This is a genomic window from Flavivirga rizhaonensis (genome assembly GCF_004791695.1).
Taxonomy (GTDB): domain Bacteria; phylum Bacteroidota; class Bacteroidia; order Flavobacteriales; family Flavobacteriaceae; genus Flavivirga; species Flavivirga rizhaonensis.
Map to the genome: position 1 here is coordinate 120355 of NZ_SRSO01000002.1, position 16646 is coordinate 137000.

Below are 16646 nucleotides of genomic sequence, written 5' to 3' on the forward strand. Positions count from 1 at the left end.
GGTTATTCAAATGTTGTATAAGATTCAACACCAAATGATACAGCATCTATACCCGCAGTTTCTTCTATTCGTGATACACGAATACCAACTGTTTTTTTCATAATTACCATGATTATAAAAGTAATTAAAAAAGAAAAAGAACCAATAACTAATACACCTAATACTTGTGTTATTAGTAGACTACTTCCGCCTCCAAAAAACAGACCACCTTCTGAAGCGAAAAGCCCAACAGCAAAGGTTCCGAATAATCCATTAATGCCATGTACCGCAATAGCCCCTACAGGGTCATCAATCTTAATTTTATCAAAGAATATGACAGCTACATCAACTAAAACACCAGCTATGAATCCAATAATTATAGCTGAGTTAGAGTCCACTACATTACAACCAGCAGTAATGGCAACAAGTCCTGCTAATACACCATTAATAACCATGGTTATATCTATTTGACCGTATCTGAAATATGTGTAAGCCATTGTAGAAATACCTCCAGCAGCAGATGCTAAAAAGGTGTTGGTTACAACGGTACCTATGAGCTCCCAATTACCAACTGCAGATAAAGTTGAACCAGGGTTAAAACCAAACCATCCAAACCATAGAATAAAACCTCCTATAGCCGCTAAAGGTAAACTGTGTCCTGGTATAGGATTTGGTTTTCCATTGGCTTGGTATTTACCAATACGAGGTCCCAATACAATAGCAGCAGCCAAAGCAGCGAAACCACCCATGGCATGTACTGCTGAAGACCCAGCAAAATCATTAAACCCTCTTACAGCTAACCACCCATTTGGATTCCATACCCAATTTGCTACTAAAGGATACATGATTGCACAGAAGATGAATACAAACAAAGCATAACTCCAAACTTTCATACGTTCTGCAACAGCTCCAGAAACAATAGATATAGCTGCAATAGCGAATCCTAGTTGGATAAACCAGAATAATTTGTTTGAAACAGTAAGACCTAACCCTAAATCATTGTTTGTTATACCAGTATCAAAAGCAAACCAACCATTTGAACTTCCGTAAGCAATACCAAATCCAACTAAATAAAAAGCAATACCACCAAAAGTAATATCAATAATTACTTTTGCGATAATACTCATGGCATTTTTTGCTCTTACAAATCCAGCTTCTAATAACGCAAAACCGCCTTCCATTAAAAATATAATAGCGGCACAAATGGCGACCCAAACCGTATCTATTGCATTAATAATTTCTGTTTGCTCAAGAGCTACTGTTGCTACTTCTTCCATTACTTATTTGTTTAGTTGATTTTAAAGTTTTTAGTGTTTTTCTTTATTTTTTTTAACAAAAAAGCTGAAATATAATAAATTAAGGTGGTTGTTAATTTGGGATATGATAAAATATATTGCTTTTTGAAAAGCATTCATGTTTTTGACTAAATCGCAATATTTTTTGTTGAATAAGTTCAGTTTTACTGAAATTATTGCATTGAACTCATTTAGACTTTTTCAATTTGCTAAAAAATTGCTGTTTTCAGCTCTGTTTTTGTATTTTTTTCCTTCCGTAGCTCTGCTATGCAACTCAAAAAAGTCTTCAACAGAGGCAAAAACTTCTAATTTTCGCTTAAATCCAAAAAGTCTAAATGAGTTCATTAAAAAAAGACTGCCTTTTTTAGGCAGCCTCTTTTAAATTATAATAAAGTTAAACAAGGATTATTCTTCAACCAACACCCATTCACCTTTAGCGATTAATGGTTCGGCTTGTTTATACTTAACAGTTTTGTTTTCGCCATTCATAACATGTTTAATGGTAACGCGATCGTTACGACCAATTTTGGGCTTGTCTCGAACTATCGTTTCTACAACTTCTTGACGACGTTGTGTATTTCCAGCAGCTCTATTTTGTGCGGAGCGTTCATCTAGATTAGGAATTTCGTCTTTTTGAGTATTTAATTTTTCCTGCTTACGAACACGTGCTTCTTGAATAGTATTTTGAGTTTCCTGTGGTAATTCACCTTTAAATAAGAATGAAATAACATCTTTATTTACTTGGTCTATCATTTCCTTAAACAATTCAAAAGACTCAAATTTGTAGATAAGTAATGGGTCTTTTTGTTCGTGTACTGCTAATTGAACGGATTGTTTTAACTCATCCATTTTACGTAAATGCGTTTTCCAGGCATCATCTATAATGGCAAGTGTGATATTCTTTTCAAAATCGGTTATTAATTGTTTGCCGTTGGTTTTGTATGCTTTTTCAAGATCGGTAACAACGTTTAAACTTTTAATACCATCAGTAAAAGGAACAACAATACGTTTGAATTTATCGCGCTGTGTTTCATATACATTTTTAATTACTGGGAATGCAATGTCTGCATTACGAGTCATTTTTTCCTTGTAGTGCTCGAAAGCCGCTTTATATATTTTTGATGTGATTTCTTGAGCAGAAAGGTTTCCAAATTCTTCTTGAGAAACTGGAGAATTCATTGAAAAATAACGAATTAATTCAAACTCGAAATTTTTATAATCGTTAGCTCCTTTGTTTGTTTCAGAGATTCCTTCTGAAGTATCAAAAATCATATTTGCTAAATCTACACGAAGACGTTCTCCAAATAATGCATGGTGACGACGTTTATAGACAACTTCACGTTGTGCATTCATAACATCATCGTACTCTAATAAACGCTTACGCACACCGAAGTTGTTTTCTTCAACTTTTTTCTGAGCACGTTCGATAGATTTCGAGATCATAGAGTGTTGAATAACTTCACCTTCTTTCAGTCCCATTTTATCCATCATTTTTGCGATACGTTCACTACCAAATAAACGCATTAGGTTATCTTCTAACGACACGTAGAATTGCGAACTTCCTGGGTCTCCCTGACGACCTGCACGACCACGTAACTGTCTGTCTACACGACGTGAATCATGACGTTCTGTGCCTACTATGGCTAATCCACCAGCAGCTTTAACTTCATCAGATAGCTTAATATCGGTACCACGACCTGCCATGTTTGTGGCAATAGTTACTTGTCCTGATTTACCTGCCTGATCAACAATGTCTGCCTCTTTTTTATGTTGTTTTGCATTTAATACGTTATGTGGTATTTTACGAATGCTTAACATTTTACCTAGTAATTCACTAATCTCTACAGAGGTTGTACCGATTAGAACTGGTCGGCCTGCTTGAGATAGTTTGGTAACATCATCAATAACCGCATTATACTTTTCACGTTTTGTTTTGTAAACTAAATCTTCTCTATCATCTCTGGCAACTGGTCTGTTAGTTGGAATTTCAACAACATCTAGCTTATAAATTTCCCAAAATTCACCAGCTTCAGTAACAGCAGTACCTGTCATACCAGATAGTTTGCGATACATTCTGAAGTAATTTTGAAGCGTTACAGTTGCAAAAGTTTGAGTGGCATCTTCAATTTTTACATTTTCTTTAGCTTCAATCGCTTGGTGCAATCCATCACTATAACGACGACCGTCCATAATACGACCTGTTTGCTCATCAACGATCATTACTTTATTGTCCATGACCACATATTGTGTGTCTTTTTCGAATAAAGCGTATGCTTTTAAAAGTTGATTAAGTGTATGGATACGTTCAGATTTCACACCAAAATCCTTAAATAAGTCTTCTTTTAAATTGGCTTCTTCTTCCGCAGAAAGGTTTTGTTTTTCAATTTTAGCAATTTCAAGCCCTATTTCCGGTAAGATAAAAAAGTCTGGATTATCTTTTCCTGAGAGGTAATCAATCCCTTTATCGGTCAATTCAATTTGATTGTTTTTTTCTTCAATAACATAGTACAATTCAGCATCAACCTTTGGCATTTCTCGGTTGTTGTCCTGCATGTAGAAATTCTCCGTTTTTTGAAGCAGCATCTTTACACCTTCTTCACTTAAAAACTTAATAAGTGCTTTATTTTTAGGGATACCACGGTATACTCTAAGGAGTTGGAAGCCTCCCTCTTTTGTGTCGCCTGCCTTAATTAATTTCTTTGCTTCAGCTAAAACACCAGTTAAATATTTACGTTGTACATTTACAATATCATCTACTTTAGGTTTTAACTCCGTAAATTCATGACGTTCTCCTTGAGGGATTGGTCCAGAAATGATTAATGGTGTACGAGCATCATCAACTAAAACGGAATCCACCTCATCTACAATTGCATAATTATGTGGGCGTTGTACTAAGTCGTCAGGTGAATGCGCCATATTATCACGTAAATAATCGAACCCAAATTCGTTATTAGTTCCATAAGTAATATCTGCGTTATAGGCTTTTCTACGTTCGTCTGAATTTGGTTGATGGTAATCAATACAATCCACGCTTAAACCATGAAACTCAAAAATTGGTGCCATCCAAGCGCTATCACGTTTTGCTAAGTAATCATTCACCGTAACTAGATGAACACCTTTTCCAGCAAGGGCATTTAAATATACAGGAAGGGTTGCTACAAGAGTTTTACCTTCTCCAGTTTGCATTTCTGCAATTTTACCTTGATGCATGGCAATACCACCAATAAGTTGTACATCATAATGAATCATATCCCAAGTGATGGGTTTTCCAGCAGCATCCCAAGAGTTTGCCCAAACCGCTTTATCGTCTTCTAAAACAATATACTCTTTGGTTCCAGATAATTCTCTATCAAAAGTGTTTGCTGTAACAGTAATACTTGTATTGTTTGTAAAACGCTTTGCAGTTTCTTTAACGACAGCGAAAGCTTCAGGTAAAATATCGTTTAAAACAGCTTCAGATGCATTGTAAGCATCATCTTTTAACTTATCAATATCTTGATAGATATCTTCTCGTCTGTCTATATCTTCTGTGTTTTCAGCTTCTTCAAGAAGATTTGATATTTGCTCGTTAATACTTTTAGTAGCTTCGGCTATTTTTCCTTTAAACTCAGCTGTTTTGCCACGTAATTCATCATGAGATAATGCTTCTATTGAGGCTTCAAAGGTTTTAACTTGATTTACTATAGGATAGATGGCTTTTACATCTTGTTTGGACTTGTCTCCAACAAATACTTTAAGTACAGAATTTAAAAAACTCATGTGTTTATATTTTAATTTTTACTCTAAGATTACTCAAAAAGTAACTTTTGTTATATTTTATTTTCTTGTGCTTTTGTAAAGCATTCAAAGATACATTTTGTTATGCTGTTTTTATAAATATTAAGACAAAAAAAAAGCCTCAAATCGAGACTTTTTAACTATTCTTTATGCTTATTATTAATATTCATCTTCATTCCAGAGGTAATCTTCATCAGTTGGGTAATCAGACCAGATTTCTTCAATGGAATCATATGAATCTCCTTCATCTTCGATTGATTGTAAATTTTCAACAACTTCTAACGGTGCACCCGTTCTAATAGCGTAATCTATCAACTCGTCTTTTGTTGCTGGCCAAGGCGCATCACTTAAATAAGATGCTAATTCTAATGTCCAATACATTTTCTATTGTGTTTAATTTTTTGCAAAAATAATTTTTTAGTTTAAACAGACAAGAAAAAAATGAATTATTTAATCGTTAATTTTAAAGAACATATCTTTTTTTAATCTAAACAGGCGAAATTATTGTTGCTTTATTACTTTTTTGCAAGCTATTTTTATGTTAAGATTCTTTTTCAGGAATCCACTTAATTTCATTTGCTTGTAAATCGTAAGACAATTTTCGTGCCAATACAAAAAGATAGTCAGAAAGGCGGTTTAAGTACATTAATGCGCTAGGATCAATTTTCTCAATATCGTTAAGAGCTGTAGCTAAGCGTTCGGCTCTACGGCATACACAGCGTGCTATGTGACAGAATGACACGGTTTGATGTCCGCCCGGAAGTACAAAATGTGTCATAGGTGGAAGTTCGGCATTCATAGCATCCATTTCTTTTTCTAAACGCTCAATATTCTCAGTAGAAATTTTAGGGATATTTAAGCGCTCTTTTCCATTTTTTAAAATGGCTTTTTCAGGATCGGTAGCCAAAATTGCTCCAACGGTAAAAAGTCTATCTTGAATATGAATTAATAAATCTTTGTATTGCTGATTAATTTCCTGATCGCGAATTAAACCTAAGTGTGAATTTAGCTCGTCAATGGTTCCGTAGCTTTCAATACGAATATGATGTTTTGGTACACGTGTGCCTCCAAATAGTGCCGTGGTGCCTTTATCTCCTGTTTTGGTGTAGATTTTCATCTGATAGTTATTATTTCTTTAGAGGTCAGATGTAATTCGCTAAGTATATTTTTAGTTTAGCGAGATAAATCTAGTTTACTCATTTCATGATTCAAAGTTAAATCATTTCTCATAAAGGCGCAAAGACACAAAATTTTATGTGTTCTCTCTTAAATTTTTGTTACTAATTTACGAGTGTTTTTCTTTCCTGATTTCTTTTTTGCTGATGTAATTTTCTTTGAAATACCTGTCTTTTCTATTACGAAGTTTACGTTCATTTCTTTTATTATGAGATAAAGAAGCATGATGCTATTTTAGTAGCAAGTTAAAAGTTTTGTATAGTTTAAAAAGCTTCTTGATATAATTTTTCGTGTCTCATTTCGGACATGACAAACATTTGATTTTTTAGTATTCCGAGTTATTTAGACGTTAGGAGAAATGCCATAATTATATTTTACAGTTTGTCTAGCGAAAGAGAGACGTTAAAAAGAATTTCAACATTTTCTTTTTAACTTGGATATATGAAAATTTAGTATTTTTTTAATTCAAAAGCAATATAACCCATTTCAAAGCGATGTGGTTTTCCATTTTTCAATGGCGGTTTTGAATATTTTGGCATCTGCTCAATAATGGATTTAATCTGACTAAGTATAGGGGCTTTGGTGTTTGTAGTGCTTATTTTTTCAGTTTTAACCATATTATTAATTCGGAATGTGCCCTTTTGAGAAATATATGCCTGTAGATTTATAAACGGTGGTTTTGGTAAACCACTGCTTTTTGTTAATTTATATGAATTGTTTTTAGAATTGAATTTATTTACTATATAATTTTGAATTTGATTAATATTGAATTCTTTTATATTATCTATATTCTTACATTTATAACACTGTTTAAAGTTACCTACGGATATCCATTGGAACTCATTATCACATAAAACTTGTTTTTTATCCGTTACATTTCTTATAATGCTAAGTGAATAGGTTCTATCAATAGACTTATCTAAATTAATTAAATCTAAAGGGTATTTCTTAAAAGCTTTTATAATGCTTTTACTTAGTTTTTCATTCCTTGTATTTGTCTCAATATTAGATAAATTGCCTTTTTTATTAAAACTAAAAAGCAGTTTGATTATAGGCTTTCTTGGGGTTAAGTTGGCTGAATTAATATCTTTAGTTGATAATTCTTGTCTGAAATGTTTCGTAAAAACATTATTTTCAAGATTAGATATTTTTTCTTTAGTAAGATCTTCACCAATATAAAGTGAAACTATCCTGTTTACAGAAGATTCAAAAGGTATTCCATTTCTTCTTGCAGGTTTTATAATTTTTGCTGCAAAAAGTTTAAGTATTCTTATGATTTCTTTTTCAATAGTTTCGTTATATGAATAACATTTTAGATCTTTTAACTGACCTTTTTTGTCAATTTTAAAATGAATGTTCGTTTTTAATTCACCAATTATTTTTTCTTTTTTTAATAAGTCATTATTTAAATTATTAATAATGAAGTTCTCAAGATAAGTTTTAAAACAACCATATGCGTCACCAAATACAATGTTTTGACAATCACCAGATATAGGAAAACGTTCAAATACATCAGATATACTAGAATCAGCATTTAGTTTTTTTTTGTTAGCTTCTTTTTGAGTTGATAGCGTACTGTTGTTTTGATAATTATCAAATACAGGAGGGTAGTCACTAACTATAACAGAACTAGCATTGATAATACTTTTATCACCTTCTTTTGATAATAATTGTATTCTATTTTTAGCTTGATGTAAATCTGAAAGATTAGGTACTTCTTCTAATAAAAATTCTTTTAAAAGTTTTTCTAATTTTTTATTAAGTTCTCTTTTTCCAGTATAAATTCTAAAATTCCAAGGTCTTCCCATCTGATCAACTTCAAATTGAGCTCGTATGCTATTGTCTAAATTGGGACTAGTAGAATAATCCAATGAAATTAGTTCATCAGGATGGATACGTTGTTTTAAAAAATCAGAAAGTTTATTTTCTGTAGATGGCCTGTTTAAACGTTGAAATGATTTTTCTTCTAGTTTTTCATCCATCAATTTAAATTGAGAAAAAGCATTTAAACTAAAAAGTAAAAACAGGATTAATAATTTGTTCATTTTTTTAAGCTAATGATTTGTAAAATGATTTAATTTTAAAAGTTATGAATTTACTAAACTCTAATAACAAAATGCTCTTTAACTTGCTCTTTTCTAAAAAATACAAACCCCCAGAAAAATGTATCAATCGTTACTGTGACTTTAGGATGTTGTTTTATGCTTTCCCATGCTTCGGTCATTCCTTTTGACCAATAAATATCATCAAAAATAAATATGGAGCCATTATTTGTAGTCTGTAAAAGTGTTTCAAAATACTCTAAGGTCGCTTCCTTTTGGTGATTACCATCAAAAAAAACAAGATCATAGTTATTGGGTAATAATTGATTTATAACATTATTAAAGTCACCAGTTTTAATATCTATATTACTTAAATTAGATTTTTTGAAATTTGCTTTTGAAAATTCTGAAATATTAGGACAGCCTTCAATAGTAGTAATTTTAGTTTCTTGATCTGCTAAACTCATAACATGTGTTGAAATCCCAAGGGATGTGCCTAACTCTAAAATAGTTTTTGGATTGAAATAATTTACTAATCGGTATAAGAGTTTTGCTCTTTTATTTGTTGAACCTGCATTTTTTGCCATTGATGAAATACTACGCTCTTTTTGTTTCATCACTTGCGAACCTGCACCTAAATCACTTACAGTAATACTTGTTCTATTTTTTAGAAGATCTTTTATGTAGTTTAAAATGTGCTTATAAGCATCGTAATTCGTTTTGTCATAAAAACACTTAGTAACCAAATTAAAAACAAAAGGCGAGTGTACACCATGTTGATTGGTAGATTTTACTAAGAATTTTATGTATTGAATGATTTGATACATTTTAATGTTCAGTTGGCAGTCGCAGTATTCAGTCTAAGTGAAACAGTTGCAGCGATCAGTTGTTTGTATTTAAATTAAAAAACTCAGATTCTTTTCGCCTTAGTGGCTTTGTGAGCCAAACTATTCCTCAAGTTTCGACGACAACTCAAACCAACGTTCTTCTTTAGCTTCAATAGTATCTATGATTTTTTGTAATTCATCAGATAGCTTATTAATACCATCTTGAGAAAGTTCAGGGTTATTAAATTTATTTTCTAATTCTTTTTTATCAAATGCTAAAGAATTCAATTTACTTTCAATGTTTTTAAGTTCCTTTTCTTCGTTATAGGATAGTTTGTTAGAATCGTTTTTTTTCCAAGCATTTTTGTCTTTTTTATCTTCCTGAGTATTTGAAATTACGGGTTGACTATCTTCATAAACTCGATAGTCTGTATAATTTCCTGGAAAATCTTCTATAACACCTTCACCTCTAAATACAAACAGGTGATCAATAACCTTATCCATAAAATAGCGGTCGTGAGATACAACAATGACACACCCAGGAAAATCTAATAAGAAACTTTCAAGCACATTAAGTGTTACGATATCTAGATCGTTTGTTGGTTCATCAAGAATTAAGAAGTTAGGGTTCTGAATTAAAACTGTACATAAGTACAAACGCTTACGTTCACCACCGCTTAGCTTTTCAACAAAGTCATATTGCTTTTTTCTACTAAATAAAAAGCGTTCCAGAAGCTGTTGTGCACTTATTTGTCTGCCTTTCTTTAAAGGAATATAATCTCCAAATTCCCGAATCACATCAATAACTTTTTGTTCAGGTTTTATAGTGATACCATTTTGTGTATAATATCCAAATTTAACCGTATCTCCCTTAACCACTTTACCTGAGTCTGGTTGAGCAGTTTGGGTTAATATGTTTAAAAATGTCGTTTTACCTGTACCATTTTTACCTATAATACCAGCGCGTTCCCCTTTTTGAAAGGTATACTCAAACTTGTCAAGTATCGTCTTGTCTTTAAATGCTTTAGATACTTTATGAAATTCTAAAATTTTGCTACCAAGACGCTCCATATTTAGTTCGAGCTGAACTTCATGGTCGTTTCTTCGTTGATGTGCGCGATGTTTTATATCTTGAAAGTCATCAATTCGCGACTTCGATTTAGTTGTCCTGGCTTTGGGTTGGCGACGCATCCAAGCCAATTCTTTTTTAAATAACTGTTTTGCTTTACCTACTTCAACAGATTCTTGCTCGATTCTGGCTTCTCGTTTTTCTAAATAATAAGAGTAGTTACCTTTATAATTGTATAGCTTTCCTTCGTCTAATTCAATAATTTCATTACAGACACGCTCTAAAAAATAGCGGTCGTGTGTTACCATAAACAGGGTGATGTTCTCCTTTGCAAAAAAAGCTTCTAACCACTCGATCATTTCTAAATCTAAATGATTAGTTGGCTCATCAAGAATTAATAGATCAGGTTTATTTATTAAAGCATTAGCTAAAGCGAGTCTTTTCTTTTGTCCTCCAGAAAGCACACTCACTTTTTGGCTTAAATCGTCTAGTTTTAATTTGAAAAGTATCTGTTTGTAAAGTGTTTCAAAATCCCAGGCTTGATGTTGTTCCATTTGTTCGAAAGCTTCTTGATATGCTTCTGAATCTTCAGGGTTTAAAAGTGTTTTTTCATAATTGGCAATGACTTTTAAAATAGGGTTATCACTTGCGAAAATAGTTTCTTCAACAGTTAAATTATTGTCAAATTTTGGATCTTGCGATAAAAATGATACGGCGATACCTTTTCTATAGGTTACAGAGCCGGAATCGGCTTCATCATCCCCCGAAATAATATTTAGAATGGAGGTTTTGCCTGTTCCATTTTTTGCTACAAAAGCAATTTTTTGATCTTTATGTACACTAAAAGAAATACCTTCAAAAAGCGTCAGCTCTCCGTAGGATTTAGATATGTTTTCAACTGTTAGATAATTCAATAGATATTTTTTTTACAAATAACGGATAAAAAACCAAAAAATAGGGTATAAGTTTTATTGTTCAAGACGAAAACTTATATTTGTCGTAAATCATATCCCCACTTATAATATAATGAAGCGACTTTTTTGGTGTTGTATTTTAGTCTTTGGCGTTTTATGTACTTCTTGTATAACCAATAAAGATGTTGTTTATTTACAAGATAAAGGAACTAAAACTACTGATTCTTTAATGGTTCGGCAATTATCAAAACCATACAGAGTCCAAGTAAATGATATTTTGAGCATTAATGTAAAGGCGCTAGATGAAGAACTTGTAGGTATCTTTAACCCCATTGAAAATTCTAATAGTTCTGCACAAAGTCAGTCAGGACTCTACTTTAATGGTTTTACTGTAGATTTACATGGAAATATTGAATTTCCTGTTTTAGGAGAGATTAATGTACTGGGCTTTACAATCGCTGAAATAAAAGATAAAGTTGAAGAAGAGCTTTTAAAGCAATATTTTAAAGAAACCGCAGAAATATTTGTTACTGTAAAATTAGCAGGATTACGTTATACCGTTACAGGTGAAGTTGGAGGTACAGGGGTATATACCTTATTTCAAGATCGTGTCAATATTATTGAAGCCTTGGCAAACGCAGGTGATATTGCCCAGACAGGAGATAGAAAAGATGTTTTAGTGATCAGGCAATACCCATATGGGCAAAAAATACATCATATAGATTTAACTGATATTACAGCTATGGAATCGCCGTTTTATTTCATACAACCTAATGATATTATTTTAGTGAAGCCTTTAAAAAGAAAAGCTTTGGGAGCTGGACAAACAGCCATACAAAACATAACAACGATTTCTTCCATTTTGGCTGTTTTAGTGTCTACTTATTTTTTAACAAGAAATCTTTAAAGTTTATACTATGGAAGAAGAATTCGATGTTTCAGAATCGCAATCACAACCATCTTTTGATATTAAGGCTTTTTTTATTAGAGTTCTAAGTTATTGGAAATTGTTTGTTTTGTTTATCGGGATTGGAGTTTTTATAGTCTATCAACAAAACATTAGGACTCAGCAATCTTATAGGTTAAGCACTCAGATTTCTGTAGAAGAGGAATCTAATCCATTATTTACTTCAACTACGAGTTTAACCTTTAATTGGGGAGGGGTTTCTGGCAAGGTACAAACGATGATTACTTCACTAAGATCACGTTCTATTCATGAGAAAGTGGTTGATAATCTTGAATTCTATATAACCTATTTGAAACAATCAAGATTTAGAAAAGATGATATTTATACAGAAGCTCCATTTAGAATCAATTTAACTCCTAGCACAAGTCAATTACTGGATGTGCCTATTAAAGTCACCTTTCTTGAAAATGGTAAGTATGAGCTTTCTATTAATTTTGAATCTAATTCAGCGAGAACCCAAAATTTTACCAATAAAAAAAGAGCTAACATAGATGTTCCTCTTGGAGAATTCAAAAAGCAATATAGTTTGGGAGATACTATAAGTCTTCCCTATGTAAACGGCATGATATATTTGGCGGAAGGAAGAACCGTTATACCAAACGAAGACTATTTTATTCAATTTAGTGATTTTGACGCTGTTGTTATTAAATATAGGTATAAACTGGCTATAGATAATCCCAGAAATTCTGCCATTTTAAATTTAAGTATGGTAGATGTTAATAAGCCCAAGATTGTTGACTATTTAAATGAAACGGTTAAAGTTTTAAGTGAAGATCAATTAAATAGAAAGAATCAGTTTGTTACAAATACTATTAAATTTATTGATGAACAATTAGATAGAGTAAAATCACAACTTACTTTAAATGCAGACTCTTTAAACAGTTATAGACAAAAAAATAAGATATTCAATATTGATGAAGAAAGTGTTTCCATAAATAGTAAACTCTCGTCATTAGAGGCTGATAAGGATGGTATAAATAAAAAGTTAGCTTATTATGCTAGCCTAAAAACATACCTACAGACCAGTAATACATTTACAGAAGTCCCAGCTCCATCTGTTGCAGGAATAGAAGATTCCAATATAGTTGCTAACATTGGAAAAATAAATGAACTATCTGTACAAAAATCTAAATATGGTTCTACTGTTAGAAAAGACGCTACTATTTTTGCAGACTTAAATAGGCAAATAGAAGGGTTAAAAAAGGTTCTTTTAGAAAATATTAATTCTGCTAGCAATGAATTAAAAAGAGAATTACGGCTAGCTAATATAAAGATTGCGATTGAAGATGCCAAAATAAGAAAATTGCCAAAGGCTCAACAAAAGTTGTTTGATATACAACGTCAATTTAAACTTAGTGAACAAACTTATAATGTCTTTTTAGCAAAAAGAGGTGAAGCAGATATTATAAAATCAGCAAGTGTATCTGATGTTTTGATCATTGACCCAGCAAAAGATACAGGGGCAACACCTATAGATTTGAAATTGAGTTCACGCTATTTATTCGCTATAATAGGCGGTTTGTTGCCCCCATTGTTACTGGCTTTTTTATTAACTTTTTTTGATAATAAGTTACATAACCCTCAATTGCTGGAAAAGATTTCAAGTATTCCGTTGCTTGGTGTGGTAGGGAAAAATGATTTAGTTAATAACTTGGTTGTTCACTTAAAGCCAAAATCAACCATAGCAGAGGCTTTCAGGTCCATACGCTCTAGTTTACAGTATTTTTATAAAAAGCATAATCTAGAAGGCGCTAAAACAGTTATGGTAACATCTTCTGTTAGTGGAGAAGGAAAAACGTTTTGTTCTATTAATATTGCGACCGTTTTTGCTATGAGTGAAAAAAAGACAGTTTTAGTTGGTTTGGATTTAAGAAAGCCTAAAATATTTGGAGATTTTGATATTAAAAATGATATAGGTGTTGTTAATTATTTAATTGGACAAAAGGATATTAGTGAAGTTGTGCAACAGACAAAAGTACCTAATCTAGATGTTATCACTTCTGGACCAATACCTCCAAATCCTTCAGAATTATTAATGGGAGAAAGAATGGGGACTTTAATTGAAGAATTAAAAGAAACTTATGATTATATTATTTTAGACACACCACCAATTGGACTTGTAGCTGATGCTTTAGAACTTTTAGAATATGTAGATGCTTCCATTTATGTAGTGAGGCAAGACTATACAAAAAAGGGGATGATAAACCTTATAAATTCCAAGTATAATAAAGGTGAAATACAAAATTTAAGTTTTGTATATAACGGTTATAATCAAAAGGGTAAATATGGTTACGGATATGGTTACGGATATGGCTATGGCTACGGTTATGGTAATTATGCTAATGGTTATAATGATGATAAACCAATTAAAAAATCATACTTCTCTAGGATTAAATCTTTCTTTAAATAAGTGCATAAAAAAAATATAGAAATACAATAAATAAACCATATACACTATTGAGTACTAAAAACGAAAATTGGCTTTATACTATTTCAGCAAAGCAAGCATTAATTAGTTTTAACTTTAAAGAGGTTTGGAATTATCGCGATTTACTTTTTTTATTTGTAAAGCGTAATATTATTACTGTATATAAACAAACAGTTTTAGGACCGTTGTGGTATTTTATACAGCCACTTTTTACTTCTATAATTTTTACTTTAATATTCAATAATATGGCCAGTATACCAACGGGAGAAGGTGTACCGTCATTTTTATTTAATCTTGCAGGTATAACCTCTTGGAATTATTTTAAAGAGTGTTTAACAGGTACAAGTGATACGTTTGCACAAAACCAAGGTATCTTTGGGAAGGTGTATTTTCCAAGGGTCATTGTACCTTTATCAACAGTTGTTACTAACTTATTTAAGTTCGGAATACAATTGTTGGTCTTTATAGGTTTTTATATTTATTATGCATTTTTTTCAGATCCAGTATCAAATGTAGCTCCAACAAAAGCGATCATCTTTTTACCGATTTTAGTGATTTTAATGGGGCTTCTAGGTTTAGGTTTAGGCATGATTATTTCTTCTATGACAACTAAATATAGAGATTTAAAAGTTTTAGTTGTTTTTGGAGTTCAGTTATTAATGTATGGTTCTGCGGTTATGTATCCTCTATCATATTTTAAACAAAAACTTCCAGATATATCATGGATCGTAGAATACAACCCAATGACAATAATAATAGAAGCGTTTAGATACATGACTTTAGGTGTTGGTGATTATTCTTTATTAAAAATAATGTATGCTATTGTAATAACTATTATTTTGTTTTTATTGGGACTTGTTATATTTAACAAAACGGAAAAAAGTTTTATAGATACTATCTAATGGGCAAAGAAATAATACTAAAAACAGAAAATATCTCTAAACAATATCGTTTAGGTGTGGTTGGTACAGGTACTATTGGTCATGATTTAAATAGGTGGTGGTATAAAATTCGTGGTAAAGAAGACCCATATTTAAAAGTTGGAGATAGTAATGATCGTAGTACTAAAGGGTATTCAGATTATGTTTGGGCTTTACAAGATGTCAGTTTTGATGTAGAACAAGGGGAAGTTTTAGGAATCATTGGAAAAAATGGAGCAGGAAAATCTACACTTTTAAAAATATTATCTAAAGTAACAACACCAACAACAGGTGAAATAAAAACTAAAGGAAGGATAGCTTCGTTGTTAGAAGTCGGTACAGGGTTTCATCCTGAGATGACAGGAAAAGAAAATATATTTCTTAATGGTACTATTTTAGGAATGACTAAAAAAGAGATCCAATCTAAACTAGATGAAATTATAGACTTTTCAGGATGTCGACGTTATATTGATACACCAGTTAAGAGGTATTCTTCTGGAATGACAGTGCGTTTGGCATTTGCTGTGGCGGCACATTTAGACCCAGATATTTTAGTTATAGATGAGGTTTTAGCAGTTGGTGATGCAGAGTTTCAAAACAAAGCTATTGGCAAAATGCAAGAAATAAGTGGCAGCAATGGTAGAACCGTTTTATTTGTTAGCCATAATATGGCAGCAATAAAAACATTGTGTACAAAAGCGATAGTATTGGAACATGGAAAAGTAAAGTTTAAGGGAAGTGCAGATGAAGCTGTCGATTTCTATTTAAAAAATGAGATTACTAGCAGTGGAGAGCACTATGCACATGAGACCTCAGAAAAAAGTTCAGATATTTTAAGTGTTTCTGTTTTAGATAGTCAAAATGAATTATGTAGTGTATTTGCATTCAATCATAAAGCTCATTTGAAAATTAAAGTTAAAGTTTCAGAAAAACATTTACCAGTTTCAGTTTTAAGTGTTAGGGTTATTGACCAATATGAAAGACCCATTTTCACATCAGAAATATACTTAAAGGATTTTATTAATTCTGCAGGGATACATAGTTTTAATATAGAGTTTCCAAATAAGACACTTACTCCAAACGATTATAGGGCTCATGTAATATTTCATATTCCTAATCAGGAGCTTATAAGAAATTTGGAAAGTGTAGTGAGTTTTAATATTGAAGAGACTGGTTCAGAACTTCATAAATATGCAGGTTTAGATTATGGCTGTGTAGTTTTAGATTGTAAATGGAACAAGATATAATGATT

General features: G+C 31.8%; 12 protein-coding genes. 4 read left to right on the forward strand and 8 right to left on the reverse strand.

The genetic code is table 11. The features are described from left to right. Window positions 1–2: 2 nt before the first annotated feature. The 8 genes from EM932_RS02425 to EM932_RS02455 all read right to left on the reverse strand — a co-directional run bounded on the left by EM932_RS02425 (window position 3) and on the right by EM932_RS02455 (window position 11079). Window positions 3–1256, reverse strand: a complete 1254-nt coding sequence (locus tag EM932_RS02425; RefSeq protein ID WP_135875125.1) for an ammonium transporter — start codon at window positions 1254–1256, stop codon at window positions 3–5. Between the two features lie 219 nt (window positions 1257–1475). Next, window positions 1476–1619: a hypothetical protein gene (locus EM932_RS21045; protein WP_211344247.1), complete on the reverse strand. Its 144-nt coding sequence runs from the start codon at window positions 1617–1619 to the stop codon at window positions 1476–1478. 60 nt (window positions 1620–1679) lie between these two features. Beyond that, window positions 1680–5033 (reverse strand): preprotein translocase subunit SecA, encoded by a 3354-nt coding sequence (secA, locus tag EM932_RS02430; protein WP_135875127.1) that lies wholly within the window; start codon window positions 5031–5033, stop codon window positions 1680–1682. 177 nt (window positions 5034–5210) lie between these two features. Further along, window positions 5211–5432, reverse strand: coding sequence for a DUF2795 domain-containing protein (locus EM932_RS02435; RefSeq protein WP_019387375.1), 222 nt, complete (start codon window positions 5430–5432; stop codon window positions 5211–5213). A 160-nt stretch (window positions 5433–5592) separates the two neighbouring features. Beyond that, on the reverse strand, window positions 5593–6168 hold the full coding sequence (locus tag EM932_RS02440) for a cob(I)yrinic acid a,c-diamide adenosyltransferase (protein ID WP_135875129.1): 576 nt from the start codon (window positions 6166–6168) through the stop codon (window positions 5593–5595). Window positions 6169–6676: 508 nt separating this feature from the next. Further along, window positions 6677–8272 carry a hypothetical protein gene (locus EM932_RS02445; RefSeq protein ID WP_135875131.1) on the reverse strand — a complete coding sequence of 532 codons (1596 nt, stop codon included), beginning with the start codon at window positions 8270–8272 and terminating at the stop codon, window positions 6677–6679. A 53-nt stretch (window positions 8273–8325) separates the two neighbouring features. Continuing rightward, complete coding sequence (locus tag EM932_RS02450; protein WP_135875133.1) at window positions 8326–9096, reverse strand: O-methyltransferase; 771 nt, start codon at window positions 9094–9096, stop codon at window positions 8326–8328. Between the two features lie 120 nt (window positions 9097–9216). After that, entirely contained in the window at window positions 9217–11079 is a 1863-nt protein-coding gene (locus EM932_RS02455) for an ABC-F family ATP-binding cassette domain-containing protein (protein ID WP_135875135.1), read from the reverse strand. A 112-nt stretch (window positions 11080–11191) separates the two neighbouring features. Between EM932_RS02455 and EM932_RS02460 the strand changes: the two genes are divergently transcribed. Genes EM932_RS02460 through EM932_RS02475 form a run of 4 tightly spaced genes read left to right on the forward strand, consistent with a single transcriptional unit; the run spans window position 11192 to window position 16641 of the window. Then, window positions 11192–11986: a polysaccharide biosynthesis/export family protein gene (locus EM932_RS02460; protein ID WP_135875137.1), complete on the forward strand. Its 795-nt coding sequence runs from the start codon at window positions 11192–11194 to the stop codon at window positions 11984–11986. A gap of 10 nt (window positions 11987–11996) precedes the next feature. After that, complete coding sequence (locus tag EM932_RS02465) at window positions 11997–14456, forward strand: exopolysaccharide transport family protein (protein ID WP_135875139.1); 2460 nt, start codon at window positions 11997–11999, stop codon at window positions 14454–14456. Between the two features lie 47 nt (window positions 14457–14503). Then, window positions 14504–15376, forward strand: coding sequence for an ABC transporter permease (locus tag EM932_RS02470; RefSeq protein WP_135875141.1), 873 nt, complete (start codon window positions 14504–14506; stop codon window positions 15374–15376). Beyond that, window positions 15376–16641 (forward strand): ABC transporter ATP-binding protein, encoded by a 1266-nt coding sequence (locus EM932_RS02475; protein ID WP_135875143.1) that lies wholly within the window; start codon window positions 15376–15378, stop codon window positions 16639–16641. The genes EM932_RS02470 and EM932_RS02475 overlap by 1 nt, the downstream gene beginning before the upstream one ends. Window positions 16642–16646: the final 5 nt, after the last annotated feature.